We start from the raw sequence: 23600 nt of genomic DNA on the forward strand, positions 1-23600 counted from the left end.
AGGGGCGCATGGTCGCGCTGGACGAGACGGATCGCGCCATCCTGGAAGAGCTGCGCCGTGATGCGCGCACCTCGATGACGGCGATCGCCGAGGCAGTGCACGTCTCGCGGGCCGGCGCGCACGCGAGGATCAAGCGGCTCACGGACGCGGGTGTCATCACGGGCTACACCGTTCGCACGGATCCCGTGTTGCTCGGCCACCACGCCAGCGCCTACGTCACCCTCGCGATCGAGCAGGCAACTTGGCAAGCCGTGAGCGAGCGGCTGCGGGCCATCCCGGAGATCGAGCACATGGCGCTTGTCGGGGGAGACTTCGACGTGATCCTGCTGGTGCGGGCCAACGACGCGCGAGACCTGCGGCGCATCGTCTTGGAGGACATCCAGGCGATCCCGTCGATCCGATCGACCAGGACGACTCTCATCTTCGAGGACTTCCAGCGCGACTGAGCGGGTCTGCGCCGTGGCCGTCGCGGGGCACGGCTTCGGAGATGCATGTGTGCTGGAATATTGGCCTGAGCTGGGTCTTTTCGGGGTGGGAATGTCGGTGCCCCGGGGTTGACTGGGGGCATGAGCAATCCCGCGGAGCTGTTGGAGCAGGTCGTGATCGACCTGGATGCGGTGCTGGCCGGGGATGTGATCGCGGGGCTGTCGGACGAGGCGAAGATGGCGTTGTTGCAGGTCGCGGGTCGGGTGCAGCGGCGGGTGGACGCGGTCGTGGTCGAGACGGTCGCGTCGGTGCCGGCGCGGGCGGCGGGGTCGGGGGATGCGGCGTTCTGCGGACAGTTCGGGTGTCGGACGGTGAGCGAGTTGCTGCAGCGGGTGCTGCGGGTGGATGCTCCGGGTGCGGGGCGGGTGGTCACGGCCGCGCGGGCGGTGCGCCGGGAGGTGGATGTGTCCAGCGGGGCGTGGTTGCCGGCGCGGTGGCCGGGGTTGCGGGAGGCGCTGCTGGACGGGGTGATCGGCGTCTCCGGGCTGCTGGCCGCGATCGGGCCGATCGAGCAGGCCGGTGCCCGGGTCGGCACCGCCGACCGGCTCCGCGCGGATGCGGAGCTTGCCGCGTATGCCCGCGGCTGCGCCGGAGACGGTGACGGTGACGGGAACACGCCCGGTGATGCAGGTGTCGAGGAAGAAGTCGACACGAGCGCCGCGAATCCCGATATGGCCGATGCTGGAAACCGAGACGCTGGGCCGGCCGCGACGCCGGAGGATCTGCGGCTGCTGTCCCGGGTGATCGTGCAGTACCTCGACCCGGATGGTGCCGAGCCCGCGGACGAGATCGCGATGCGCGGGCGGGCCCTCACCCTGGGGAGAGCGAAAGACGGCACCATCCCGATCCACGGGCGGCTGCTCCCGGAGGTCGCGGGACAGTTGCAGCGCCTGTTCGACGCATACCTGAACCCGAAAGTCGACGGCCCACCCCACCCCGGCGGTGTCCACTTCACCCCGACCCGCGACCCACAGCATCCAGGAAGCGCTGACGGCTCCGACGAGCACGACGGGGGCGAGGACGCGGGGATGGGTGAGGGGGTTCTTCCCTCGGAGGACCCGACCCGGATGGTCGACACCCGCACCAGAGCGCAACGGCAGCACGACACGCTCGCCGCGATCCTGGGCATCGCCGCCCGCCACGACGACACCCCCCGCCTGGGAGGCGCCGCCCCGACCCTGGTGGTCTCCATCACCGCGAGCGACTACGCCACCGGCACCGGATGGGCGCACATCGACGGCATCGACACACCCACCCACCCCCGCACCGCCGCGCACACCGCCTGCGCCGGCGGCATCCAACGCGTCCTGTTCGACCCGCACGGCCGCATCATCGGCATCACCACCACCGACCGCATCTTCACCGCACCCCAACGCCGCGCGATCACCCTCCGCGCCCGCGAATGCCTCATCCCCGGCTGCCACGTCCCCGCAACCTGGTGCGAGATCCACCACGTCACCGAACACTCCCGCGGCGGACCCACCCACACCGACAACGGCGTCACCCTCTGCTGGCACCACCACCGCACCCTCCCCACCAGCGGATGGGACATCCGCATGCACCACGGCACCCCCCACATCCGCGGCCCCGCCTGGTGGGACCCCACCCGACAATGGCGCACCCCACACGTCAAACCACATCGGAGCGGCCCGTCGCGGGACAGGCACGCGACCGTTCGGGCCTGAACCGGCGGGCGTGGCACACTGAGGCTGTGAGTCAGACGGTCGAGGGCGCGGCGCAGCCGGCGAAGCGCGGACGTCCGGGGTACGACCGCAGCGGCCTGCTCGACGCCGCCGTCGCCGTGTTCAACGAGTCCGGCTATGACGCGACGCCCGTCTCCGCACTCGCCGCGCGCCTCGGCCTCTCCAAGGCCGCGCTCTACCACCACTTCTCCTCGAAGGAGGAGATCCTCGAGACCGCGCTGAGCGAAGCGCTCGACGGGCTCGAGGGTGTGCTCGTCCGCACGCAGTCGGTCGTTCCGAGCGAACGCCTCGCCGCGGTGCTGGAGGGTGCGGTGCGCGTCCTCGCCGCGCACCTGCCCGCGGTCACGCTGCTATTGCGTGTGCGAGGCAACAGCGAGATCGAACGTCGCGCGCTCGAACGACGCCGCGCGTTCGATCAGCAGGTCACCGGCATCGTCCGCGCGGCGCAGAAGGAGGGCACCGTGCGGGCTGACCTCGACGCCGCCGTCGCGACCCGGCTCCTGTTCGGCATGGTGAACTCCCTCGTCGAGTGGTACCGGCCGGGTGGGGCCGAAGACGCCGACGCTCTCGCGCGCGACGTGCTCACCGTCGCGCTCGACGGACTCCGCACGCGCTGACCCGACAGTCCGCCGCGGGCAACCCTTCGCACTCGGACATCTGCGGCGCGCTCCGCGACAAGTGCGGCGCGAGACCGCGCCCGACAATGAGAGAGGCGACCGCTTCCCCACGGCCGTCGACCAGCGCCACGCTCGAAGGAGAGTCCCTGATGTCCGATTCCGCCGTTTCCGTCCCCGTCGCATCCGGACCCGCCGATTCCGCGGCAGCCGCCGCGGCCGCGCTGCTCGACCGCATCCAGGCGCCGGAGGGCAGCGGACGGGAGATCCCGGACGCCGCGACCCGCGAGGTCATCGGCAGGGCTCCCGTCGCCTCGGTCGAGGATCTGGACGACGCGATCGCCCGCGCGAAGGCCGCGCAGCCCGCGTGGGAGGCGCTCGGGCACGAGAAGCGGAGTGAACTGCTCCTGGCCGCCGCCGACGCCATCGATGCGAACGCCGAGGGCCTGGCGTACCTCCTGTCGCGGGAGCAGGGCAAACCGCTCAACGGTCCCAACGCACGGTTCGAGCTCGGCGCGTGCTCGGCGTGGCTGCGCACCAACGCCACCACCGTCATCGAGCCGCAGGTGCTCGTCGATGACGAGACGCTGCACGCCGAGCTCGTCTACAAGGCGGCCGGCGTCGTCGGCGCGATCGGACCGTGGAACTGGCCGCTCATGATCACGATCTGGCAGATCGGGCCATCGCTGCGCATGGGGAACACCGTCGTCGCGAAGCCCAGCGAGTACACACCGCTGAGCGTGCTGGCGATGCTCGCCGTGATGAACGAGGTGCTCCCCGCCGACGTCCTCATCGGGGTCTCCGGCGATCGCGAGGTCGGCGCGCGTCTCGCCTCGCACCCCGACATCGACAAGATCATGTTCACCGGTTCGACCGCCACGGGCCGTCGCATCATCGAGAGTTCCGCGGGCAACCTCGCCCGTCTCACGCTCGAGCTGGGCGGCAACGACGCGGGCATCGTGCTTCCGGGCACGGATCCTTCGGCCATCGCGGAAGACCTCTTCTGGGGCGCGTTCATCAACACCGGACAGACCTGCGCCGCCATGAAGCGCCTCTACGTGCACGACTCCGTGTACGACGAGGTCGTGGACGCGCTCGCCGCGATCGCCGAGCAGGTGCCGATGGGTAACGGCCTCGACGAGGGCAACGTGCTCGGACCGCTGCAGAACCGTCCGCAGTTCGACATCGTCAGCCGCCTGGTCGACGATGCGAGGAGCCGCGGCGCCCGGATCGTCACCGGCGGCGAACCGGCATCCGACCTCGGCGAGCTGTTCTACCGTCCGACGATCGTCGCCGACATCGACAACGACGCCGCGCTCGTGCAGGAGGAGCAGTTCGGCCCGGCCCTCCCGGTCATCCGGTACAGCGATGTCGACGAGGCCTTCGAGCTGGCGAACTCGCTCGACGTCGGGCTCGGTGCGTCGGTGTGGTCGAGCGACCCCGACGAAGCGCGGGCCGTCGCCGCACGCATGCAGTCCGGCACGGTGTGGATCAACTCCCACGGCGGCCTGCACCCGATGGTGCCGTTCGGCGGAGTGAAGAGTTCAGGGTACGGGTTGGAGTTCGGCGTCGAGGGGCTCAAGTCCGTCGCCGTCAGCCAGGTCGTCTCGGGACCGGGCCGGAAGGCCTGAGCGTGACCGGCGCGAACAGCGAGGTGCGCTCCGCCATCGTCGTCGGAGCCGGGACGTCGGGGGCCATCGTCGCCCGACGCCTCACGGACGCCGGTGTCGCGGTGACGCTCGTCGAGGCGGGCGGCTACGACACGAACCCGGCGATCCATGACCCGTCGCGGGCGGGGGAGCTGTGGCACTCGACCGAGGACTGGGACTTCTTCACTGTGCCGCAGCCGCGCGCCGGCGGCCGGCGGCTCCACCTCCCGCGAGGCAAGGTGACCGGCGGCTCGCACGCGCTGAACGCCATGATCTGGGTGCGCGGCGCGGCCTCGGACTACGACGCCTGGGAGGCCGCGGGGGCGACGGGGTGGGGTTGGGCCGACGTCGAGCCGATCTACGACGCGATCGAGAACGACCTGCTGCCCGTGACCGACGACTACGCCCTCTCGCCCATCCAGGCCTCGATCATCGACGCCGCCGTCGAGGAGGGGCTGCCGCGCAACCCGAACTACAACGGCGGCACGCTCGACGGGGTCTCGCAGGAGCAGGTCACGATCAAGGACGGCCGGCGCGTCAACACCTGGACCGCCTATGCGCAGCCGATCGCCGACCGGATGACCATCCTCACCGGCCGCGCCGTCCACTCCGTGATCGTGCGCGATGGGCGCGCGGTGGGCATCCGGCTGGGGGAGGGCGACGAGGCCGAGGAGGTCTTCGCGGACGAGGTGATCCTGTCCGCGGGCGCCCTCGGCACTCCCGTCATCCTGCTCCGCTCGGGCATCGGTCCCGCCGCCGAGCTGACCGCGCTCGGCATTCCCGTGGTGCACGATGCGCCCGGCGTGGGCAAGAATCTCCACGACCATCTGCTCTCGCCGGTGATCTTCGCGACCGAGAAGAAGCCGGTGGGGCCGCCGCAACCGGGCGTCTCCGTCACGCAGAGCCACCTGTTCTGGCGCAGCCGGGACGGCCTCGCGCAGCCGGACACGCAGCCCATCCACTTCTCCGTGCCCATGTGGGGCGAGCTGGAGCCGCGCGGCACCGACGGGTTCACGCTCATGGCCGGCCTGGTGACGCCGTACAGCCGCGGCGAGCTGCGTCTCACCGGCCCCGGCCTCCACGACCTGCCGCACATCGACCTGGCGGCGCTGGAGGATCAGCGCGACGCCGACGCCCTGGCCGCGTCCGTGCGGCAGTGCCGCCGCATCGGCGGGCAGCCCGCGCTCGCCGAGGAGTGGGGAGCGGTCGAGGTCTACCCCGGGCCAGACGTGGCGGACGACGACGTGGAGGAGTGGGTGCGCCGCACCGCCATCACCTACCACCACCAGGTCGGCACGTGCCGCATGGGCTCCGATCCGGAAGCCGTGGTCGATCCGCAGCTCCGGGTGCGCGGGATCGAGGGGCTCCGGGTGATCGATGCCTCGGTCATTCCGACCGTGCCCACGGGCAACACCAACGCACCCGCGGCCATGATCGGCGAACGCGGCGCGCGGTTCCTCCTCGCCGGCTGAGGGAGGGCGGCGAGGACGCGGGGCGGCGAGGACGCGGGGCGGCGCGGCGCGAGCCGCGGTCGCCCCGCGCTCCCGCGCCACCCCCTTGGACCAGGGGTCAGCCGGTGAGCAGTGCGACCATCACGAGCGCGAGGGCGACGATGCCGAAGCCGGTCGCGAACACCGTCAGCACGAGCGGGAGCACGCCCCCCGGCAGCGGTCCGCTCGTGCGCGCGGTGAGCACCGCGGTCGTCCGGCGCTGCCGCCGGCGCGCGGCGATCCAGAGCAGCGCCGCCGTGCCGACGCCCAGCACGCCCGGTACGAGGCCCCACCCCTCGGCGCCGGTCGGCAGCACCAGGGGGAACACCCGCAGCGACAGCAGCGAGCCGATCGCGATCGCGAGGGCCGTGCGCCGCCAGGCCAGCTCCGTCCGCTCCGGCTGCAGCCCGGGGTCGTACAGATCGGGCGCGGGGGTGTCGGGCGTGGTCATCGTCTCCGCTCCGTCAGCGCCACAGCACCCCGGCGAGGACGAGCAGCCCCGTCGCCACCACGACCACGGCGAGCACCACGGCCGACAGCGCGCCGGGCAACGGTCGTCCCTGCCGCAGGGCGCGCTCGGCCCGCATCCACTCGAACCAGGCGAGCGGCGCCACGGCCGTGCCGGCGATGATCAGCAGCAGCGATGCGGCCAGGCGGAAGCCCGGGTGCAGATCGAGCCCGAGGACCTCGAGCGCGACGCCGCCCGCGATCAGCGCCAGGCCGGTGCGGGTCCAGGCCAGGAACGTGCGCTCGTTGGCGAGGGAGAACCGGGGATCGGGCTCGTCCCCGACCCGGTAGACGGAGGCGGGGAAGCGGCGCATGCGCCCATCGTACGGCGCGGCCCGCTCAGCGCTCGTGCACCGCGCGTCCGGCGAACCACGTCGAGACGACCTCGGTGTGCACGATCTCCTCCGCCGGTCCGCCGATCGCGTCCCGTTCCAGGATCACGAAGTCGGCCGATTTGCCGGGGGTCAGCGAACCGGTCTCGGCGCCGAGCCCCATCGCCGTCGCGGCATTGATCGTGAAGACCCCCAGTGCCTCCTCGGCCGAGATCGCCTGTTCCGGCCACAGCGTGCCCGCGGCCCGGCCGAGCGGATCGGCCCGTGTCACCAGCCCCTGCAGGCCCTCGAGCGTGTTCGGCGACTCGCTCACCGGCCAGTCCGAGCCGCCGGCCACGAGCGCCCCTGCGTCCAGCAGCGCGCGGTTGGGCTGCGAGTGCTCGGCACGATCGCCCAGCACGTCTGCCAGCGCCTGCGGGATCACACCCGGGTACCAGATGAAGGGCGAGATGTCGGCCGAGACGTCCAGCGCGGAGAGTCGGGGGATGTCGCTCTCCGCGAGGAACTGTCCGTGCGCGATCTGCACCGGCGTCGTGAACCCTTCCGCGCGCAGGCGCTCCGCGGCGTCGAGCACGAGGCGCGCGGAGCCGTCCCCCGTGCAGTGCACCTTGGCGCCGAGGCCACGCTCGGCCACGGTGCGCAGCCACCCCGTGAGCTCGTCGAGGGTCATGGTCGTCTCGCCGTGGAAGTGCGCCCCGTGCACGGGATCGGCCGGATACGGGTCAAGGAAGGAGGCCGTCCGGGCGGGCGGCACGCCGTCGAGGAAGATCTTCACGAAGTCGGGACGGTGATGCGGCGTGCGGAACTCCTCGCCGCGGTCGAGCAGGGGAGCGCCGATGGGGTCGAACCCGAAGATCTCGTCGTTGATGAGGAGCGAGGAGACCACCCAGGCGTGCAGCTCGTCGGCGCGGTCGAGTCCGGCGAGCGCGGCGAGGATGTCGACGGAGACCCCCGCGTCCTGGAACGCCGTGATCCCGAACGAGTTCAGCAGCTCGATCCCGCGGCGGGAGGCGGCCGCGTGCTGCTCAGCGGTGAGTCCGCCGCTGCGGTCGTATGCCTCCTGCACCGGGATGCCGGCGGCTTCCAGGAGCACTCCCGTGGGGGTGCCGTCGTCGGGGTCGAGCACCGTGACCCCGGAGGTCGGGATGCTGGCCGCCGTGATGCCGGCGAGCTCCAGCGCCCGGGTGCTGGCCCAGCGGTTGTGGCGGGAGTCCTCCATGAGCGCCACGGGCCGTCCGCCCGCTGCCTCGTCGAGACGCAACCGCGTGGCGGTGTTGGCGAGGGTGGGAAGCAGGGTCGTGGCCACGGCGCCGCCGACGATCCACGCGTCCTCGGGCAGGGTCTGCGCCTTCTCCCGCACTCGGTCGAGGATCTCGTCGAGCGTGAGGGAAGGGGCCAGCGACAGTTCGAAGAGCTCGGTCCGTCCGGCGAGCGCGTGGTGGTTGTGCACGTCCACGAACCCGGGATAGACCGCCGCGTCGCCGACCTCGACCAGCCGCGTGCGGCGGCCCCGCAACGGCTCCACGTCGGCGCGGTCGCCGACGGCGAGGATCCGTCCGTCGCGCACGGCGAAGGCCTCGGCGCGCGGACGGGCACGGTCGGACGTGCGGATCACGGAGCCGGTGACGATGAGGTCGGCGACGTCGGTCATGTCAGGCGTCTCCGAAGGTCGCGGGCTCGAGCGACGGGGTGTGGTGGGTGGTCGACAGCAGGCGGCCGTGCGCGCCGAACGTGAAGTGCGTCGGCACCTCACCGCTCTCGTCCAGGCCGAACAGCACGCCGTGGGAGCGGATCGCGTTGACGTCGCGGTGGTCGGCGATCGTGACCGAGGCGCACGGGATCACCTTCTCGCGCCACGCGAAGATGTAGATCCCGGGGCGCACCTCCCACACGCTGTTCTCGTCGGTGTCGGCGAGCCCGCGCTCGGGACCGGCCAGGCACTGCCACGAGTACCAGCGCGGGGAGAGGTACACGTGCTCGTAGGCGTGCTCCTCGCTGTAGACCCACTCGACGCGGCGGCCGATGAGCGTGGTCGTGGGGGCGGCCTCGGCACCGGTGACGGCGGCGCCCTCGATGGTGCCGGGGGCGAAGTGGTGCTGCACGCGGGTGCGGCCCTGCTCGGGCGCGGGGAGGATCTCGGAGATCACGGCGAGGGAGCGTCCGTGCCGCAGATCGAGCACGAGCGAGACCGCCTCGTTCGGGAGGTAGCGGTGGTGGAACTGCACGAAGTAGAGCTCGTCGTCGACCTCGAACGCCTCGTAGTCGTCGGTGTCGGACGCGGCCTCCGTGGGGTCCTCGGTGCCGGGCTGGTACTCCCAGGCGACCGTCGAGTCGTCGAAGCGGTGGACGATGCGGGTGCCGCGGGCGTCGACGACAGCGATCTCGCGACCGCTGAGCGCGGTGCTGTGCGGGGCCTTGTTGGCGTCGAAACCGGGGGCGAGGCCTTCCAGCGGCAGCCAGGTGGAGGTGTCGGCGGGGTTGAGGGTCGTCATGGGGATTCCTTCCTTCGGAGAACGGGGTCGGGGCGGACGTCAGCGATCGCTGAACCGCTCCAGGTCGGTGGCGAGGCCGTCGTACACGGCGGGCTTGGCGCGGCGGAGGTAGGCGGCGTAGACGATGCCGCCGATCAGCGCGAGCACGAGCAGGAGCGGCATCAGGCGGATCGCCAGCTCCTCGGAGCCGGCCACGATGTTGAAGTTCACGATCGCCAGGATCGAGATGGCCGCGATGCCGAGGAAGCCGATGCCCGGCGCGATGAACGTGCTCCACCACCGCGGGTCGTTCCGGCGCCGGAAGTACACGACGATCGAGATCGCCGCGAGCCCCTGCAGGATCAGCACGCTGAGGGTGCCGAAGCCGAGCATTGCGGGCACGAGCGTGACGATGGGGTCGGCGCCGGCGAGGGCGAACAGGATCGCCATGATCGCCGCGAAGCCGGCCTGCACGATGCCCGCGAGCTGCGGGGCGCCGTTCGGCCGGGTGCGGGCGAGGGCCTGGGGGAGGATCTTCGCGCGACCCAGCGAGTACAGGTAGCGGGTGGCCGAGTTGTGGAACGCGAGCATCGCCGCGAACAGGCTCACCAGGAGCAGCACCATCATCACGGTCGTGAGCGGACCGCCCAGGTACTGCTGCGAGAGCGAGAAGATGAGGTCGCCGGTGGGCAGGTGCTCCAGCGCCGTGGCCTGCGCCTGTGCGACGCCGGTCGCGCTCACCACGGCCCAGGTCGTGACGCCGAGGATCACGCCGATCGCGATGATCGAGGTGTAGGTCGCCCGCGGGATGGTGCGCAGCGGCTGCTTGGCCTCCTCGCTGAAGAGCGCAGTGGCCTCGAAGCCGAGGAAGCCGGTCGCCGCAAGCAGCAGGCCGATGGGCAGCGAGCCGGAGAACACGGCCTCCGGGCTGAACGCCGACACGTCGTAGCCGGTCTGCACGAGCACAGAGACGTCGAACACGACGAGCATGAGCACCTCGAGCACGAGGCACACGCCGAGGATCTTCGAGCTGAAGTCGACGCCGATCCGCGCGAGGATGAAGCACACGACGATCGACAGCAGGCCCCAGACGAGCCAGTGCACGTCGAGTCCGGTGAGGTCGCGGATGATCGTCTGCATGAAGAAGCCGCTGGTGCCGATCGTGCCGACGACGAAGAAGTTGTAGCCGAGCGTGGCGATGAGGCCCGCGACGAGTCCGCCGGTGCGGCCGAGGCCCTTCACGACGAAGGCGTAGAAGCCGCCCGCGTTCACGAGCTGCTTCGACATCTGGGCGTAGCCGATCGCGAACAGCAGCAGGATGGCCGCGACGAGGAAGAACGACATCGGGGTGCCGCCGCCGTTGCCGAGGGCGATGGCGAGGGAGGCGACGACCACGATGCCGGTCAGCGGGGCCACCGCCGCGAGGACGAGGAAGACGATGCCCGCGACGCCGAGGGCGCCGGGGCGGAGAGAGGTATGGGTGTGCGTCGTGGACGCGGATGTCGGGTCTGCCACGTCGGCTCCTTTGCTGGGTGACGGCCGTGCGGACACGGCACCGACGACGAGGGGAATCGTCGATAGAGCGAGTCTGCTCGCGCGGTCGCCGTCGCACTTGACCCTGAGGGAAGGACGATGGTGCCAGCGTGCACAGCCCGCACTCGCGCGTCGCCGCGACCGAGCAGGGGGAGCAGGATGACCGGGAAGACACCGCCGTCCTCCCTGCGCACCACCGGGTGCCGGACGGCACGCGAAGGACGAGATGGATCTGCAGCTGCTCGGCACCACGGCCCTGATCACGGGCGCCGGAAGCGGCATCGGCCGTGCCACGGCGGTCGCGCTCGCCGCAGAGGGGGTGAGAGTGGCGCTGCTCGACCGCGATCCCGACGCGCTCGAGAGCACCGCGGATCTGCTCCGGGGGGAGGGGAGCGCGCTTCCGGTCGTGGTCGTGGCGGACGTCACCGCCGAGGACCAGGTGCAGGTCGCCGTCGCCGCCGCTGTCGCGGAACTGGGGCGACTCGATGCGGTCGTCTGCTGTGCCGGGGTCTCCGGGCCCGTCGGCTCCTCGATCGAGAAGATCGACCTGGCCGCGTGGAACGCCGTGTTCGCCGTGAACGTGACCGGGCCCTTCCTCGTGCTCCGACACGCGCTTCCCGCCCTGCGTGCTGCAGCTTCAGCGTCGGTCGTGCTGCTCGCGAGCGACTCCGCCTCGGTCGCCTCGCCCGGCATGGTGCCCTACTGCGCGTCGAAGGCCGCTCTCGTCCAGTTCGGACGCGCGTTGTCGGTCGACCTCACCGGCACCGGCATCCGGGTGAACGCCGTGGCCCCCTCGATCGTCGACACCCCGATGAGCCGAGGCGACCTGGGAGCGCAGGCCTTCGTCGATCCCGGGTTCCCCGTGCAGACGGCGGCAGAGGTCGCCGCCCACGTGGCATACCTGGTCTCGCCGCGTGCGAGGGCCGTCAACGGGACGAGCCTCCTCAGCGACTTCGGGTATGCCGCCCGTTCCGGATTCCCGGCCTGACGCGACCGCGGCAGGCCGACAACCACCGCGCGAGTTCGCGCCAGAGCAGTGCAGGAGAAGACATGGGACTGGTCGTCGGATCGAGCGTCTCCGGACGCGTCGTCGTCATCACGGGAGGCGGCACCGGCATCGGGGCATCGATCGCCGAGCGGTACGCCGCCGAGGGCGCGCACGTCGTCGTGGTCGGTCGCCGACCCGAGCCGCTGCACGAGGTCGAGCGGGCCGTCGGCGCGATGCCCATCATCGCGGACGCGGCGGACACGGAATCCGCCAAGGCGGCGGTCGCGGAGGTGCTCGCCCGGTTCGGACGCATCGACGTGCTGGTCGCCAACGCGGGCGGTCACGGGTTCTCGCCGGTGGCCGAGACCGACGACGCGAGCTGGGAGGCGGCGATCCGCGCGAACCTCACCACCGCGTTCACGATGGCGCGGGAGGCGCTTCCCGCATTGATCGAGGCGAAGGGCCAGATCGTGATCGTCTCTTCGCTCGCCGGGCTGTTCGCCGGGCCGTCGGTGGCGGGGTACACGGTGGGCAAGCACGCGCTGATCGGCCTGACCCGCACGCTCGCGCGGGACTACGGCCGGCACGGGGTGCGGGTGAACGCGATCTGCCCCGGGTGGGTGCAGACGCCGATGGCGGACGAGGAGATGGACGAGTTCGCCGCGCACGCCGGGCTCGCATCACGGGAGGAGGGCTACGCCACGGTGACGGCGGATGTGCCGCTGCGCCGACCGGCGCGTCCGTCCGAGATCGCGTCCGTGGTGCGGTTCCTCGGGTCGGGGGAGTCGTCGTACATCACCGGCGCGGTGATCGTGGCGGACGGCGGGTCGCACGTGGTCGACGTTCCGACGATCGCGTTCGACCACGCAGGGATGTAGCCGGAGGGCGCGTCAGGAGGCCTTGTCGGCCGCGGCGCGGTAGCGGAGTCCGTCCACCAGCAGCCCGACCAGGATCTGGCTCTGCTCCTCCGATCCCGCGGAATGGCAGAGGTTCGCCGCGGCGTACAGGAGCTGCGTCGCGTCGACGTCGGGACGGATCGTCCCCGCCTCAGCGGCGGCGTCGAGGAGACGTTCGAGGGCTCCGCCGAGCTCGGCGGTGAGATAGGACGGCAGGGCCTCGAAAGCCGGGTCGCCGGAGTGCAGCGCGGCGGCGAGGCCGCGCTTCGTGGCGATGAACTGCGTGAAGCGCTGCAGCCACTGGGCGAGCGCTTCATCCGGAGCGTGCGCCGCGGCGAGTTCGTCCGCCGCCGCTGCGGTGGCGTCGACGGCGTGGCGGAACACGGCGACCACGAGGTCCGAGCGCTGCGGGAACCGCCGATACAGGGTGCCCACGCCGACACCTGCGCGCTCGGCGATCAGCCGCGCGGGCGCATCGACCCCCTCTGTCGCGAAGATCTCGCGCGCGGCGTCGGTGAGAGCGTCGGCATTGCGGCGGGCGTCGGCGCGCATTGTTCCTCCCGGGGTTGCGTAAACGGAACAACGTTCCGTATGCTTCCGGAAAGGCGTTCCACTTCGGTCAAGGATAAGGCACCGGACAGCAGGGCGCCATCGACGGAAGGAACACGACATGCACTACCGCACTCTCGGCCGGACCGGCATCCAGGTCAGCCCGTTCGCCCTCGGGGCCATGATGCTCGGGACGGACGGCAGCATCGGGAACGGCGACGAACGGGACTCCATCCGCATCGTGCACCGCGCCATCGACGCAGGCATCAACATCATCGACACGGCCGACCGCTACTCGCAGGGCGGCTCCGAGGAGCTCATCGGCAAGGCGCTCGCCGGGCGCCGCGACGACGTCGTCCTCGCCACGAAGTTCAACGGGCCGATGGGCGATGACGCCAACAGCCGCGGCAACTCGCGCCGATGGATCATGCGCGCCGTCGAGGGCTCGCTCCGTCGGCTGGGAACCGACTACATCGACCTGTACCAGGCGCACCGTCCGGACGACACCGTCGACCTCGAGGAGACGCTCTCCGCGCTGACCGATCTGGTCCGCAGCGGCAAGGTGCGGGCGATCGGCAGCTCCGACTTCCCCGCATCGATGCAGGTCGAGGCGCAGTGGACCTCGGAGCGACGCGGCCTCGAGCGCTTCCGCACGGAGCAGCCGACGTACTCGATCCTGAACCGGGGCATCGAGCGAGAGGTCCTGCCTGTCGCACAGCGCTACGGCATGGGCGCTCTCGTCTGGAGTCCTCTCGCCGGCGGCATGCTGACCGGGCGGTTCCGGAGGGGACAGCAGACCGACCTCGCCCGCGCGACCATGTTCCGGCACAACCAGGACGAGCGGAGGATCGACGCGGTGGAGCAGGTCGTCGCGCTCTCCGAGGAGACCGGCATCCGGATGACCCACCTCGCGATGGCGTTCGCGATCGCGCATCCCGGCGTCACGAGCGCGCTGATCGGCCCGCGATCGATGGAGCAGCTGGACGACCTGCTCGCGGGAGTGGACGTCGCGCTCACGGATGAGGTGCTCGACCGCATCGACGCGATCGTCCCGCCCGGCACCGACGTCGGGCGCCTCGACCAGCAGTACAACCCGCCCGCCGTGCTCGAGTCCGCCCTGCGACGGCGACCCGTGGCGCAGCGCTCCGCCGCCTAGCCGGCGCGGCGGGCGCGGCTGCGGCCGATCAGCCGATCCTGAGCTCGAAGCCCTCGTCGCGGGCGACGATCGACACGTGCGTGAGGTCGTCGACGTGCGCGGTCGGGGCGTGGGCGGCCGCGTGCGGGCCGACCCCGATCACGCGCATGCCCGCGGCGTGGGCGGCCTGGATCCCGGCGCCGGAGTCTTCGAACACGACGCAGTCGGCCGGGTCGATGTCGAGGGTGCGCGCGGCGAGGAGGAAACCCTCCGGGTCCGGCTTCGAGGCGGACACGTTCTCGGCTGTCACGGCGAGGGCGGGCACGGTCAGTCCGGCCTGCCGCATCCGCGCGGTCATGAGGGCGACGTTGGCCGAGGTCACCACGGCGTGGGGGAACGGCTCCAGGGCGTCGAGCAGACCGTCGGCGCCCGGGATCATGATGACGCCGTCCACGTCGGACGCCTCGTTCGCGAGCATGACCTCGTTCTCGCGGAGGTTGATCGCGTGATCGCGCTCGGGCAGCATGATCGCCATGCTCTGGTGGCCCTGACGCCCGTGCACGACGCTCAGCACCGTCTCGGGGGCGATCCCGTGCGGCTCCGCCCAGGCCAGCCACAGCCGCTCCACCACAGCTGTCGAGTCGACGAGGGTGCCGTCCATGTCGAGGAGGGCGGCGCGGGCGTGGATGGTCTGGGTCATCGTCTCAGGCTAATCCCACGTCCCGTTCATCGCCGCCGGTCGCTCGCCCCTGACACGTGCTCAGCCGCCGAGGTACGCGCGGTGGAGGAGGGCGGGGTCGGCCTGCAGGGCCTCGGCCGTGCCCTGGAACGACACGCGACCCCCGGCGACCACCACCGCTTCCTCGGCCAGCCCGAGAGCGAGCTGGGTGAACTGCTCGACGAGCAGCACACCCACCCCGGACTCGGCGATCGACTGCACGATCGGCATCAGCCGCATGAACACCACGGGTGCCAGCCCCAGCGACATCTCGTCGATGAGCAGGATCCGCGGCTTCGCGGCGAACGCCCGCGCCAGCACCACCATCTGCTGCTCGCCCCCGGAGAGGAGGGCCGTCGGCGCGTCGATGCGCTTCTCCAGCTCCGGGAACTGCGCCAGCACCGCGTCCTGCTCCGCAGAGGTGCGCGCCGTGAGGGAGATGTTCTCGCGCACGGTGAGCGAGGGGAACACTGCCCGCCCCTGCTCGATGTGAACGATCCCGCGACGGGCCCTGGCGACGCGGGACAGCCTGTCGATCGGCTCCCCGTCGAGCGTGATGGTTCCGGCCGAGTGCGGTGTCACACCCGACACCGATTCGATCAGGCTGGTCTTGCCTGCGCCGTTCGGGCCGACCAGGGCCAGCACCTCTCCGCCGGCGACGCGCAGGGAGACGTCGGAGATCACCGGACCGGCGCCGCGACTCACGGTCACGGCGTCGAGGACGAGTTCGCTCATGTCAGCAGCTCCGTCTCTCCCATGTACGCCTTGACGACGTCGGGGTTCGCGAGGACCTCGGCCTGGGGCCCGGTGGCCAGCACTCGACCGAAGTCGAGCACGGTCAGGGTCGGGCACACCGAGCGGACGAGGTCCAGGTCGTGTTCGATGATGATGAGGGCGACGCCGTAGCGCGTCGGCAGCTCGCGCAGCCGGGCGGCGAGGGCGAGGTGCTCCTCGTGAGAGAGCCCGGCAGCGGGTTCGTCGAGGATCAGCAGGCGAGGGCGGGCCGCGACGTTCGCGGCCACCTCGACCAGTCGGCGCGTCCCCACATCGACGCTCGACAGCCGCGATCGGGCGGGCGGGCAGCCGAAGAACGCCAGCACCTCATCGATGTCCGCGGTGGCGAGACGACGCCGGGCGACGAAGCGCACATACGCCCCGACGGTGAGGGATGGAGGGACGCGATCCTGTTGGAACGTGCGACGCAGGCCGAGCCGGGCGCGCCGTGTCGGGGAGAGGCCGGCGAGGTCGCGGTCGCCCAGCAGCACCCGGCCGCCGTGCTTGGGAAGGAATCCGCTGATCGCATCCACGAAGGTCGACTTGCCTGCGCCGTTCGGGCCGATGAGCCCCATGATCGAAGCGGCCGGCACCGTGAACGACACGTCGTCCAGCGCCTTGAGGGCCCCGAACTGCACCGTGAGCCCTTCGACGGTGAGCACGGGAGCGCCATCGAGGGCGGCCTCGTCCACGGTGGCCGTGGTCGTGGTGGTGATCGCTGCGGCATCCGCTCCGGCGTCGGGTGGCAGGGCGGAGAGCTCGGCGTTCGCCGTCCGCCGGTCGGCGCGCCGGTAGAGCAGATTGCGGATGCCCTGGCCGAGGTTGGTGCCGCTGGTGAGGGCCTGCACCCCGAGCACGCCGAAGACGACGAAACCCCAGTCCTGCGGCACGCCCCAGCGCTTGAGCAGCTCCGGCACGAGCACCCAGAGCAGGCCGCCGAAGATCGCCATGTCGATGAGGTGGGCGCCGGACATGATCGCCAGCACGTACAGGGCGAGCGACTGCAGCGGGGTGAAGCTCGACGCGAACGGCAGCTGCACCTGTCCTGCGAGGAGCCCCCCGGAGATGCCTCCGAGCGCGGCGGACACGGCGAACGCGGTCAGCTTCGCCGACTGCACGCTCTGGCCCGCGGCGGCGGTTCCCCGTTCGGAGAACGCCACGGCCTTCCAGCTCGAGCCCCAGCGGCCGCGCTGCAGGAAGAACACCCCGAGCGCGCAGACCGCGAGCACGACGATCGAGAGGAAGAAGAACTGGCGGTCGTTGGAGAACATCGCAGGCCGCTCGATGGCGGTGCCGTCGGCGGACCCGGGGAACTGGATCTGCACGAGCGTCACGTCGGCCGCGGCAGCGAACCCGAGGGTGACGACCGCGAGGTTCACGCCGCGCAGGCGCAGCGCGGGGAGCCCGACGAGGATGCCGACGAGTCCGGCGGCGATGCCGCCCAGGAGCAGCCACACGAGGAACCCGCCGGGCGCCTGCATCACGTTGAGCAGCGAGACGATCCACGCGCCGACGGCGGCGAAGGTGAGCTGGCACAGGGCGATCATCCCCGCGGAACCGGTGACGATGCCGAGGCCGAGGATCGCGATCGCCGCGGTGACGGCGCTGATGGCCAGGAACACGAAGTATCCCGGCAGCGCCGAGCTGAGGATGGCGCCGACACCGATCCCCGCGAGGGCGACGGCGAACGGCCAGGTGGCCCGGAACCAGGGGCGGTCAGCGAGCGGCATCCCACACCTCCTTGCGTTGCGTCCACAGCAGCAGGACGACGATGAACAGGAACGGGAGGAAGTTGCGCACCAGCGCCACCTCGTCGATCTGAGCGACGAGGCCGCCGAGCACTCCCAGGACGATGCCGCCGACCACGGCCAGGTCCAGGCGGCGGAACCCGCCCAGGAGCGCGGCCGCGGCCGCCGGCACGATCAGCATCGACAGACTCGTGGCGTCGTTGGACTGCGAGGGCGCGACGATCATGATCGCGATCGCGCTGATCACGCCGGTGACGAACCACACCGCGATGGAGAGAGGACGGGAGCGGATGCCGAGCAGCTCGGCGGTCGTTGGCCGCTCCGAGAGGGCGCGCAGCTGCGTGCCGACCCTCGTGCGGCGCAGGACGATCCGCACGAGGATGGCGGTGACGATCGCCATCGCCACGGTCGCGACGGTCACCTGGCTGACGACGACGCCGCCCAGGGAGAACGCGGGTCCGGCGATGATCGGCGCGAACGGCTGCGGCTTGTTTCCGAACAGGATGAACGACATCGAGATCAGCAGCAGCAGCGGTCCGACGGTCATGGCCGACCGGGTGGTGGTGGAGGCTTCGGAGAGCCACGTCGCGGCGATGAACCCGATCGCCGCGGCCAGGAGCCCCGCGATCAGAACGCCGAGGACGGAGCCGAGCCAGATCGCGAGTCCGATCTCGCGGACGAACCACACCGCGGTGAACGCGCCGAACATGCCGGTCGCGGCTTGGGCGAAGTTCACGACCCGCACCAGGCGGGACATCAAGGTGAGGCACACGCCGAGAACGGCGTAGAGGCCGCCGGCGGCGAGTCCGGCGATGGCGCCTTGCAGCATGAGGCGTCCTTTCTGGTGAGGGCCCTTCGACAAGCTCAGGGACCCAGGGGCGGGGCCCAGGGTGGGGGCCCTTCGACAAGCTCAGGGACCCAGGGGCGGGGCCCAGGGTGGGGGCCCTTCGACAAGCTCAGGGACCCAAGGGCGGGGCCCAGGGTGGGGGCCCTTCGACAAGCTCAGGGACCCAAGGGGCGACGGGGCGGGGGCTTCGACACGCTCAGGGACGCACCGGAGTGGGTCGCTGAGCCTGTCGAAGCGCGGGTCACTCGCCGATGCGCAGCCAGTCGTCGGCGACCTGCTCCCAGGCGTGCGTGCCGGACTTCAGGATGATCGGCCAGCCCGCGGTGTTCTGGGTGCCGAAGGCGTACGGCGTGCCCACCATCGGGTTCTCGATCGGGTCCATGTCCTTCAACGCCGCGGAGACGCTCTCCCTGGTGATGTCTCCGTCGATGCTCTTGAGAACCTCGATGAAGTAGGTCGCCGCGAGGTAGCCGCCCTGGCTGAACGAGGTGAGCGCGATGTCGTTCTTCTCCATCAGCTCGCGCCAGTCGGCGTTGATCTCACTGTCGTCCGTGAACGGGTAGAACTCGGCGGGCACGTAGATGCCGGCGCCCGCGTCGTCGATCGCCTGCGCGAAGTTCTCGCTGTAGACGCTGGTGAGGTACAGCCAGGTGACGTCGTCCCAGCCCTGCGCGTTCGCGGCCTTGACCTGTCCGATCGCATCGGGCTCGACCGGGTTGATCGCCAGCGCCTTGCAGCCCTGGTCGCGCGCCTTGACGATGTAGGGCGTGTAGTCGGAGGCACCGTACGGGACGGTGTCGTCGACGTACTTCGGCTCCTTGCCGGTGATCTCGGTCCACTTGTCGATGGCCGCCTGATAGGTGGGGCGTGTGGAGCCGGCGATCTCGAGCAGGATGCAGATGTCGTCGAGGCCGAGCACCTCGGACCCGTACTGCAGGGTGAGGGTCATGTCGTTGAAAGGACCGACGTTGGCGGGGGAGATGTTGTCGCTGTCGAAGCAGCCCGTGTCGACGCCGATGCCGGGCATGGAGAGGATGCCCTCCTGCTCGTAGTACTTCGCGTTGATCTCGCACTCGATCAGGCTCGCGGAGCCGACCAGCGCGACCGCCCCGTCGCTGCCGACGAGTTCGCGGGCGGAAGCGGTGGCCGTGGCGGGGTCGCCCTTGTCGTCGAGCATCTTGTAGTCGATGGTCCGGCCGTCGAGACCGCCCTCCTCGTTGAAGGCGTCGAAGACGGCGGCGGCGGCCTGGGACGCCTCGGGGAACGTCGCCGGGCCGCTGATGGTGTTGACCGAGCCGACCACGATCGGGGATCCTTCACCCCCGGCTCCGTCTCCGCCGGCACAGCCGGCGAGGGTGAGGGCTGCCACGGCGATGAGGGCCGCGGTGCCGGATACTCGCTTGTTCATGTGATTCCTGCCTCTCGTGTTCGGGTCGTGCTGTCAGCTCGAAGGCTGGGTCGCGGAGCCCGTCGACGGGTCGCGCAGTGCGCGATTGACGAGCTCGGTGTCGGTGAACTGCTCGAAGGCGACGATCTCTCCGTCGGCCACGCGCCAGACGTGGGCGACGCGGGCGGCGAAGAAGCGTCCTGTGCCCTTGTAGGTGCCGGAATAGGTGCCGATGCCGACCACCACGTCGCCGCCGTCGACGACCTCGTCGATCGCGACGGTGTAGTCGTCCCACTCCTCCTGGATGCGGCCGAAGACGTTCTCGGCGACGGCTGCGGGGCCGATGTAGGTGCCGGCGTAGGGGAAGCCGGCGGCCTCCGTCCACTGGATGTCGGCGGCGAAGGGCGCCAGCATGCCGTCGAGGTCGCCGCGGTCGTTGGCGGCGTAGTGCTCGCGGATCAGGTCTGCGTTGCTCATGTGTTCTCTCTCGTTCTGGGTCCCGTGCGGGTTGTGGGTCCCTGAGCCTGTCGAAGGGCCTATCCCTGAGTCCCGGTCCTGGGTCCCTGAGCCTGTCGAAGGGGTCGAAGGGGTCGAAGGGGTCGAAGGGTCAGACGGGCTGGGCGTCGGGGTAGGCGACGCTGCCCAGCGGGTAGATGTGCCCTCCGGCGCGGGAGTGCTCGGACTCGCCGTCGCCGTTGAGCCCGAGGAAGATCCCCGTGGTCATGAGCTGATAGCCGAGGTCGTGCAGCCAGACGCTCGCGACGGCGATGCGGAACTCGCGGAAGCAGAACAGGTACAGCCCGTCGGCGAACTTCCACACGGTCGACAGGTCCATATCGCCGTGCCCCCGCTGCACGCCCTCCAGGCACTGCCACGCGTAGCGCTGACTGGAGACGTACACGTGCTCGTACAGGTGATGCGGGCTGTAGCGGTAGATGTTGCGCTTGCCGATCAGGTCGCGGCTGGGGCCGGGGATCTCGCCGGTCGCGGGGCCCTGGTCGGTCGTCGCGGCCCAGAAGTCCTGACCGACCTGCGGCGTGCCCTCGACGGCCTCCGCGGCGATGCGGGAGCGGATGACCGTCGCCCGGTTCGTCGTGGTCGAGAAGACCACGGTGAGCGCTTCGCGCTCGCGGCTCGCCAGCGGGATGTTCACGAAGACGACGTCGTCGCGCACGCGGACGGCGTCATAGGGATCGGTCCCCGAGGCGTCCAGGCCGCTCCACGTGACGGCGTCCTCGTCGAAGCGGAGCGTCAGCGTGCCGCCGTCGTCCAGGGTCAGCGCGAGGTCGGTGCCGGCGAGCGTCGTGCTCGGCAGGCGGAAGGTGTCGATGCCGGCGGCGAACTCGTCGTAGGTGCGCCATTCGTCGAGTGCCGGGTCGGTGGAGATGTCGGTCATGCGGGTCCAGACGTCGCACGCGGCGGGGCTGCTGCGCCCCGGGCACCGCGTCTTCGCGGTGCGCTTGCCTCATGCTCGGTCCGGGGCCGTCATGCCCTCAAGGTCTCGGCCTCCATCGCGCGCCGAGAGTCAACCGGCGTGCCGTCCGGGGCAAGAGCCTGCGTGACCCGGTCCTGGCTCAGTGCGCGGCGCGGTACTCGCTGGGGGAGACGCCGAACGCCGACTTGAACGCGCGGCTGAAGTGCGCGGCGTCCACGAAGCCCCAACGGGCGGCGATCGCCGCGACCGGACGGTCGGCCAGCATCGGGTCGAGAAGGTCGCGACGGCACTGCTCGAGGCGACGCGTGCGGATCCAGGTGGAGACCGTCACACCCTGCTCCTGGAAGAGTCCGTGCAGGTGACGCGTCGAGATGTAGTGCGCCGAGGCGATCGATGCGGGGCCGAGGTCGGTCGAGGCGAGGTTGCGGTCGATGTAGCCCCGGATGCGCTGGACGAGCGCGCGATGCGGATCGGCGGACACCCCGTCGAGGCCGAGTTCTCGCGTGAAGACGGTGGTGACGAGGTCGAGGGCGCTGTGCGCGAGGCGGGCTCCGGTGGTGCCGGCGAGCTGGTCGAGGTTTCCCGCGAGCTGCGTGAGGTAGGGCACCACCATGCCGCCGAGCCCCTCCTGTCCCGAGATGCGCACGGCGGTGAGCTGGCCGATCATGGTCGACGGCAGGCTGATGAGGTGCTTCGGGAACATGACGACCATGGTGCGGAAGTCGGCGTCGAAGACGAGGGAGTAGGGGCGATCGGTGTCGTACACCGCGAGGTCTCCGGCTTCGAGCACGGCCTCCCGGTCGTCCTGGATGAGCAGGCCGGTGCCGGCGAGCATCAGGCTGACCTTGAAGTACGAGTTGTCCCCCCGGGCGATGAGCTCGGGCGTGCGCTCCACGACGTGCGAGGTCGCCCGCACCTCGGTCACGTGCACCTCGTCGACGGATGCGCCGCGGATGACGCCGCGGAAGTGATCGGGACCCCCGGTGGACACCTGCAGCGGGACGAACGACTCCGAGACGGCGGCGCGGAATTCGCTGATGTTGCGCGCGACGAGCGTGGACACCGATTCGGCAGGGGCGGCGGGTGCACCGTTCATGAATGATCACCTCGGGTGGTGGGAACGACGACGTTGTATACGATCCGTTCCGCGATGGTATCACCGGCGACGCGCGAACGGGACGCCTCCTAGGATGTGGACCGTGAGCGACGGGACGATGCGGGTGATCGGCGACAGGATCGGCCGGGTGCTGCGACAGGTGCGCGGGCCGGACACCTCGGCGGCCGTGTTCGAGGCGACGGCCCTGATCGTGGGCGCGGCGTTCCTCGTGCTCGGGTTCGCGGTGGCGCTTCCGGTGTTCTGGGGGCACGAGCTCGCGATCAGCGGTTCCGGGTCGATCGGGGTGTTCGCGGCTTCAGGCGGGGCGATCACCGCAGCGGTCGCCTTCGCGCTCGGTCGGCTGGCGGTGCGCCCCGAGAACGTCGACGCGGATGCGCTGCGCGACGGATTCAGCGTCCCGGGCGATCGCCTGCGCTGGTACGACCTCGTGGCGATCGCCTTCGCGCATGCCGCGATCGCCTACCTGGGCTGGCTGGGCATCGCCGAGCTGCTGGAGCGCAGCTTCACGGATGCCCCGGTCTTCGCGTTCCCTGGTGCCGTGCTCGTGGCCGTCGCCTTCGCGCTCACCGCGTACGTGACGTTCCTCAGCTCGGTGGCGCTCACGCCGATGGTGCTGTCGCTCGTCCTCGCCGTGTTCCTCGTCGTCGGGGCCTTCGCCAGCATGCTCGCCTCGAGCGACGTGCACTGGTGGCGCGACAACCTGTCGGCGCTCGGCATGAGCACGAACAGCTCGTCGGTCGCCTTCAATGCGACCCTCATCATCGCGGGGATCATGGTGACCACGATCTCCCGCTACGCCACCGCGGGCCTCCCGGTCGGCGACGCTGCCGAGCGTCGCGGACGACGGATCGTGCGCGGGGGTCTCATCCTGCTGGGGGTCTTCCTCGGATGCGTGGGGATCTTCCCCGTCGACGAGTTCTTCCTGCTGCACAACACCGTCGCGACAGGCATGGTCGTCGTCTTCGCCGTCGTCGTCGTGGGGCTTCCCTGGCTGCTGCCGTCGATCCCGCGGGTGTTCGTCGGGCTCGGGTGGGCCTACGTGCTCGTGATCGTGCTGCTCGCGGCCTTCTTCGCGGTCGGCTACTACAACCTCACCGCGGTGGAGCTCATCGCGGCCGTGCTCATCTTCAGCTGGATCATCGTGTTCCTGCGCACGGCCGGATCTGTCGGATCGGCGGCCGCCCCGCGTGATCAGGCGGTGCCGGCCGTCGGCTGAGCGGT

23 protein-coding genes are annotated in these 23600 nt (G+C 70.9%); 9 read left to right on the top strand and 14 right to left on the bottom strand.

From position 1 onward, the window contains the following. Positions 1-8: 8 nt before the first annotated feature. From CSX12_RS05060 to CSX12_RS05080, 5 genes are all read left to right on the top strand, one after another. Positions 9-446: an Lrp/AsnC family transcriptional regulator gene (locus CSX12_RS05060; RefSeq protein ID WP_017204736.1), complete on the top strand. Its 438-nt coding sequence runs from the start codon at positions 9-11 to the stop codon at positions 444-446. A 120-nt stretch (positions 447-566) separates the two neighbouring features. Then, entirely contained in the window at positions 567-2171 is a 1605-nt protein-coding gene (locus tag CSX12_RS05065) for an HNH endonuclease signature motif containing protein (RefSeq protein WP_124895060.1), read from the top strand. 26 nt (positions 2172-2197) lie between these two features. Further along, positions 2198-2806, top strand: coding sequence for a TetR/AcrR family transcriptional regulator (locus tag CSX12_RS05070; RefSeq protein ID WP_124895061.1), 609 nt, complete (start codon positions 2198-2200; stop codon positions 2804-2806). Positions 2807-2955: 149 nt separating this feature from the next. Next, positions 2956-4434 (top strand): aldehyde dehydrogenase family protein, encoded by a 1479-nt coding sequence (locus CSX12_RS05075; protein ID WP_241160567.1) that lies wholly within the window; start codon positions 2956-2958, stop codon positions 4432-4434. A gap of 2 nt (positions 4435-4436) precedes the next feature. After that, positions 4437-5924, top strand: a complete 1488-nt coding sequence (locus CSX12_RS05080) for an FAD-dependent oxidoreductase (RefSeq protein ID WP_124895062.1) — start codon at positions 4437-4439, stop codon at positions 5922-5924. A 97-nt stretch (positions 5925-6021) separates the two neighbouring features. On the opposite strand, the gene CSX12_RS05085 is transcribed toward CSX12_RS05080, so the two are convergent. The 5 genes from CSX12_RS05085 to CSX12_RS05105 are packed head-to-tail and all read right to left on the bottom strand — an operon-like array spanning position 6022 to position 10767. After that, positions 6022-6393, bottom strand: coding sequence for a DUF202 domain-containing protein (locus tag CSX12_RS05085; protein ID WP_124895063.1), 372 nt, complete (start codon positions 6391-6393; stop codon positions 6022-6024). Between the two features lie 13 nt (positions 6394-6406). Next, the gene (locus tag CSX12_RS05090; protein ID WP_017204744.1) at positions 6407-6763 is read right to left on the bottom strand and encodes a DUF202 domain-containing protein; all 357 of its coding nucleotides are present in this window, start codon (positions 6761-6763) and stop codon (positions 6407-6409) included. Between the two features lie 25 nt (positions 6764-6788). Next, the gene (locus CSX12_RS05095) at positions 6789-8432 is read right to left on the bottom strand and encodes an amidohydrolase (protein ID WP_124895064.1); all 1644 of its coding nucleotides are present in this window, start codon (positions 8430-8432) and stop codon (positions 6789-6791) included. A gap of 1 nt (position 8433) precedes the next feature. Beyond that, on the bottom strand, positions 8434-9273 hold the full coding sequence (locus CSX12_RS05100; protein WP_124895065.1) for a molybdenum cofactor biosynthesis F family protein: 840 nt from the start codon (positions 9271-9273) through the stop codon (positions 8434-8436). A gap of 39 nt (positions 9274-9312) precedes the next feature. Then, a complete protein-coding gene (locus CSX12_RS05105; protein WP_124895066.1) occupies positions 9313-10767 on the bottom strand; it encodes an APC family permease in 1455 nt (484 codons plus the stop codon). 244 nt (positions 10768-11011) lie between these two features. On the opposite strand from CSX12_RS05105, the gene CSX12_RS05110 reads away from it, so the two are divergent. Beyond that, the gene (locus CSX12_RS05110) at positions 11012-11773 is read left to right on the top strand and encodes an SDR family oxidoreductase (RefSeq protein ID WP_124895067.1); all 762 of its coding nucleotides are present in this window, start codon (positions 11012-11014) and stop codon (positions 11771-11773) included. Positions 11774-11835: 62 nt separating this feature from the next. After that, complete coding sequence (locus CSX12_RS05115) at positions 11836-12651, top strand: SDR family oxidoreductase (RefSeq protein ID WP_017204039.1); 816 nt, start codon at positions 11836-11838, stop codon at positions 12649-12651. Positions 12652-12663: 12 nt separating this feature from the next. Here the strand turns inward: CSX12_RS05115 and CSX12_RS05120 are convergent, their stop codons facing one another. Further along, on the bottom strand, positions 12664-13221 hold the full coding sequence (locus CSX12_RS05120; RefSeq protein ID WP_124895068.1) for a TetR/AcrR family transcriptional regulator: 558 nt from the start codon (positions 13219-13221) through the stop codon (positions 12664-12666). A gap of 118 nt (positions 13222-13339) precedes the next feature. Here CSX12_RS05120 and CSX12_RS05125 point away from each other — a divergent pair, with 118 nt between their 5' ends. Further along, positions 13340-14374, top strand: a complete 1035-nt coding sequence (locus CSX12_RS05125; RefSeq protein WP_124895069.1) for an aldo/keto reductase — start codon at positions 13340-13342, stop codon at positions 14372-14374. 28 nt (positions 14375-14402) lie between these two features. On the opposite strand, the gene CSX12_RS05130 is transcribed toward CSX12_RS05125, so the two are convergent. The 8 genes from CSX12_RS05130 to CSX12_RS05165 all read right to left on the bottom strand — a co-directional run bounded on the left by CSX12_RS05130 (position 14403) and on the right by CSX12_RS05165 (position 22358). After that, positions 14403-15053: an HAD-IA family hydrolase gene (locus CSX12_RS05130; RefSeq protein ID WP_124895070.1), complete on the bottom strand. Its 651-nt coding sequence runs from the start codon at positions 15051-15053 to the stop codon at positions 14403-14405. Between the two features lie 60 nt (positions 15054-15113). Continuing rightward, on the bottom strand, positions 15114-15806 hold the full coding sequence (locus CSX12_RS05135; RefSeq protein ID WP_017204035.1) for an ATP-binding cassette domain-containing protein: 693 nt from the start codon (positions 15804-15806) through the stop codon (positions 15114-15116). Then, the gene (locus tag CSX12_RS05140) at positions 15803-17575 is read right to left on the bottom strand and encodes an ATP-binding cassette domain-containing protein (RefSeq protein WP_124895071.1); all 1773 of its coding nucleotides are present in this window, start codon (positions 17573-17575) and stop codon (positions 15803-15805) included. The genes CSX12_RS05135 and CSX12_RS05140 overlap by 4 nt, the downstream gene beginning before the upstream one ends. After that, positions 17562-18422, bottom strand: a complete 861-nt coding sequence (locus tag CSX12_RS05145; protein ID WP_124895072.1) for a branched-chain amino acid ABC transporter permease — start codon at positions 18420-18422, stop codon at positions 17562-17564. The genes CSX12_RS05140 and CSX12_RS05145 overlap by 14 nt, the downstream gene beginning before the upstream one ends. A gap of 259 nt (positions 18423-18681) precedes the next feature. Next, the gene (locus CSX12_RS05150; protein WP_017204032.1) at positions 18682-19848 is read right to left on the bottom strand and encodes an ABC transporter substrate-binding protein; all 1167 of its coding nucleotides are present in this window, start codon (positions 19846-19848) and stop codon (positions 18682-18684) included. A 33-nt stretch (positions 19849-19881) separates the two neighbouring features. Then, the gene (locus CSX12_RS05155) at positions 19882-20304 is read right to left on the bottom strand and encodes a nuclear transport factor 2 family protein (protein WP_124895073.1); all 423 of its coding nucleotides are present in this window, start codon (positions 20302-20304) and stop codon (positions 19882-19884) included. Between the two features lie 130 nt (positions 20305-20434). Continuing rightward, positions 20435-21223, bottom strand: coding sequence for a MoaF C-terminal domain-containing protein (locus CSX12_RS05160; RefSeq protein ID WP_017204030.1), 789 nt, complete (start codon positions 21221-21223; stop codon positions 20435-20437). A gap of 178 nt (positions 21224-21401) precedes the next feature. Continuing rightward, positions 21402-22358, bottom strand: a complete 957-nt coding sequence (locus CSX12_RS05165) for a helix-turn-helix domain-containing protein (protein ID WP_017204029.1) — start codon at positions 22356-22358, stop codon at positions 21402-21404. A gap of 94 nt (positions 22359-22452) precedes the next feature. On the opposite strand from CSX12_RS05165, the gene CSX12_RS05170 reads away from it, so the two are divergent. Continuing rightward, positions 22453-23595, top strand: a complete 1143-nt coding sequence (locus tag CSX12_RS05170) for a DUF998 domain-containing protein (RefSeq protein WP_241160568.1) — start codon at positions 22453-22455, stop codon at positions 23593-23595. The last annotated feature ends 5 nt before the right edge of the window (positions 23596-23600 follow it).

The organism is Microbacterium sp. Y-01 (assembly GCF_003856715.1).
Taxonomy (GTDB): Bacteria; Actinomycetota; Actinomycetes; order Actinomycetales; family Microbacteriaceae; genus Microbacterium; species Microbacterium algeriense.

Coding starts and splice junctions, on each gene's coding strand:
- CSX12_RS05060 (WP_017204736.1), top strand. CDS start 9: ATGGTCGCGCTGGACGAGACGGATCGCGCCATCCTGGAAGAGCTGCGC.
- CSX12_RS05065 (WP_124895060.1), top strand. CDS start 567: ATGAGCAATCCCGCGGAGCTGTTGGAGCAGGTCGTGATCGACCTGGAT.
- CSX12_RS05075 (WP_241160567.1), top strand. CDS start 2,956: ATGTCCGATTCCGCCGTTTCCGTCCCCGTCGCATCCGGACCCGCCGAT.
- CSX12_RS05085 (WP_124895063.1), bottom strand. CDS start 6,393: ATGACCACGCCCGACACCCCCGCGCCCGATCTGTACGACCCCGGGCTG.
- CSX12_RS05090 (WP_017204744.1), bottom strand. CDS start 6,763: ATGCGCCGCTTCCCCGCCTCCGTCTACCGGGTCGGGGACGAGCCCGAT.
- CSX12_RS05095 (WP_124895064.1), bottom strand. CDS start 8,432: ATGACCGACGTCGCCGACCTCATCGTCACCGGCTCCGTGATCCGCACG.
- CSX12_RS05100 (WP_124895065.1), bottom strand. CDS start 9,273: ATGACGACCCTCAACCCCGCCGACACCTCCACCTGGCTGCCGCTGGAA.
- CSX12_RS05110 (WP_124895067.1), top strand. CDS start 11,012: ATGGATCTGCAGCTGCTCGGCACCACGGCCCTGATCACGGGCGCCGGA.
- CSX12_RS05115 (WP_017204039.1), top strand. CDS start 11,836: ATGGGACTGGTCGTCGGATCGAGCGTCTCCGGACGCGTCGTCGTCATC.
- CSX12_RS05120 (WP_124895068.1), bottom strand. CDS start 13,221: ATGCGCGCCGACGCCCGCCGCAATGCCGACGCTCTCACCGACGCCGCG.
- CSX12_RS05125 (WP_124895069.1), top strand. CDS start 13,340: ATGCACTACCGCACTCTCGGCCGGACCGGCATCCAGGTCAGCCCGTTC.
- CSX12_RS05130 (WP_124895070.1), bottom strand. CDS start 15,053: ATGACCCAGACCATCCACGCCCGCGCCGCCCTCCTCGACATGGACGGC.
- CSX12_RS05135 (WP_017204035.1), bottom strand. CDS start 15,806: ATGAGCGAACTCGTCCTCGACGCCGTGACCGTGAGTCGCGGCGCCGGT.
- CSX12_RS05140 (WP_124895071.1), bottom strand. CDS start 17,575: ATGCCGCTCGCTGACCGCCCCTGGTTCCGGGCCACCTGGCCGTTCGCC.
- CSX12_RS05145 (WP_124895072.1), bottom strand. CDS start 18,422: ATGCTGCAAGGCGCCATCGCCGGACTCGCCGCCGGCGGCCTCTACGCC.
- CSX12_RS05150 (WP_017204032.1), bottom strand. CDS start 19,848: ATGAACAAGCGAGTATCCGGCACCGCGGCCCTCATCGCCGTGGCAGCC.
- CSX12_RS05155 (WP_124895073.1), bottom strand. CDS start 20,304: ATGAGCAACGCAGACCTGATCCGCGAGCACTACGCCGCCAACGACCGC.
- CSX12_RS05160 (WP_017204030.1), bottom strand. CDS start 21,223: ATGACCGACATCTCCACCGACCCGGCACTCGACGAATGGCGCACCTAC.
- CSX12_RS05165 (WP_017204029.1), bottom strand. CDS start 22,358: ATGAACGGTGCACCCGCCGCCCCTGCCGAATCGGTGTCCACGCTCGTC.
- CSX12_RS05170 (WP_241160568.1), top strand. CDS start 22,453: ATGTGGACCGTGAGCGACGGGACGATGCGGGTGATCGGCGACAGGATC.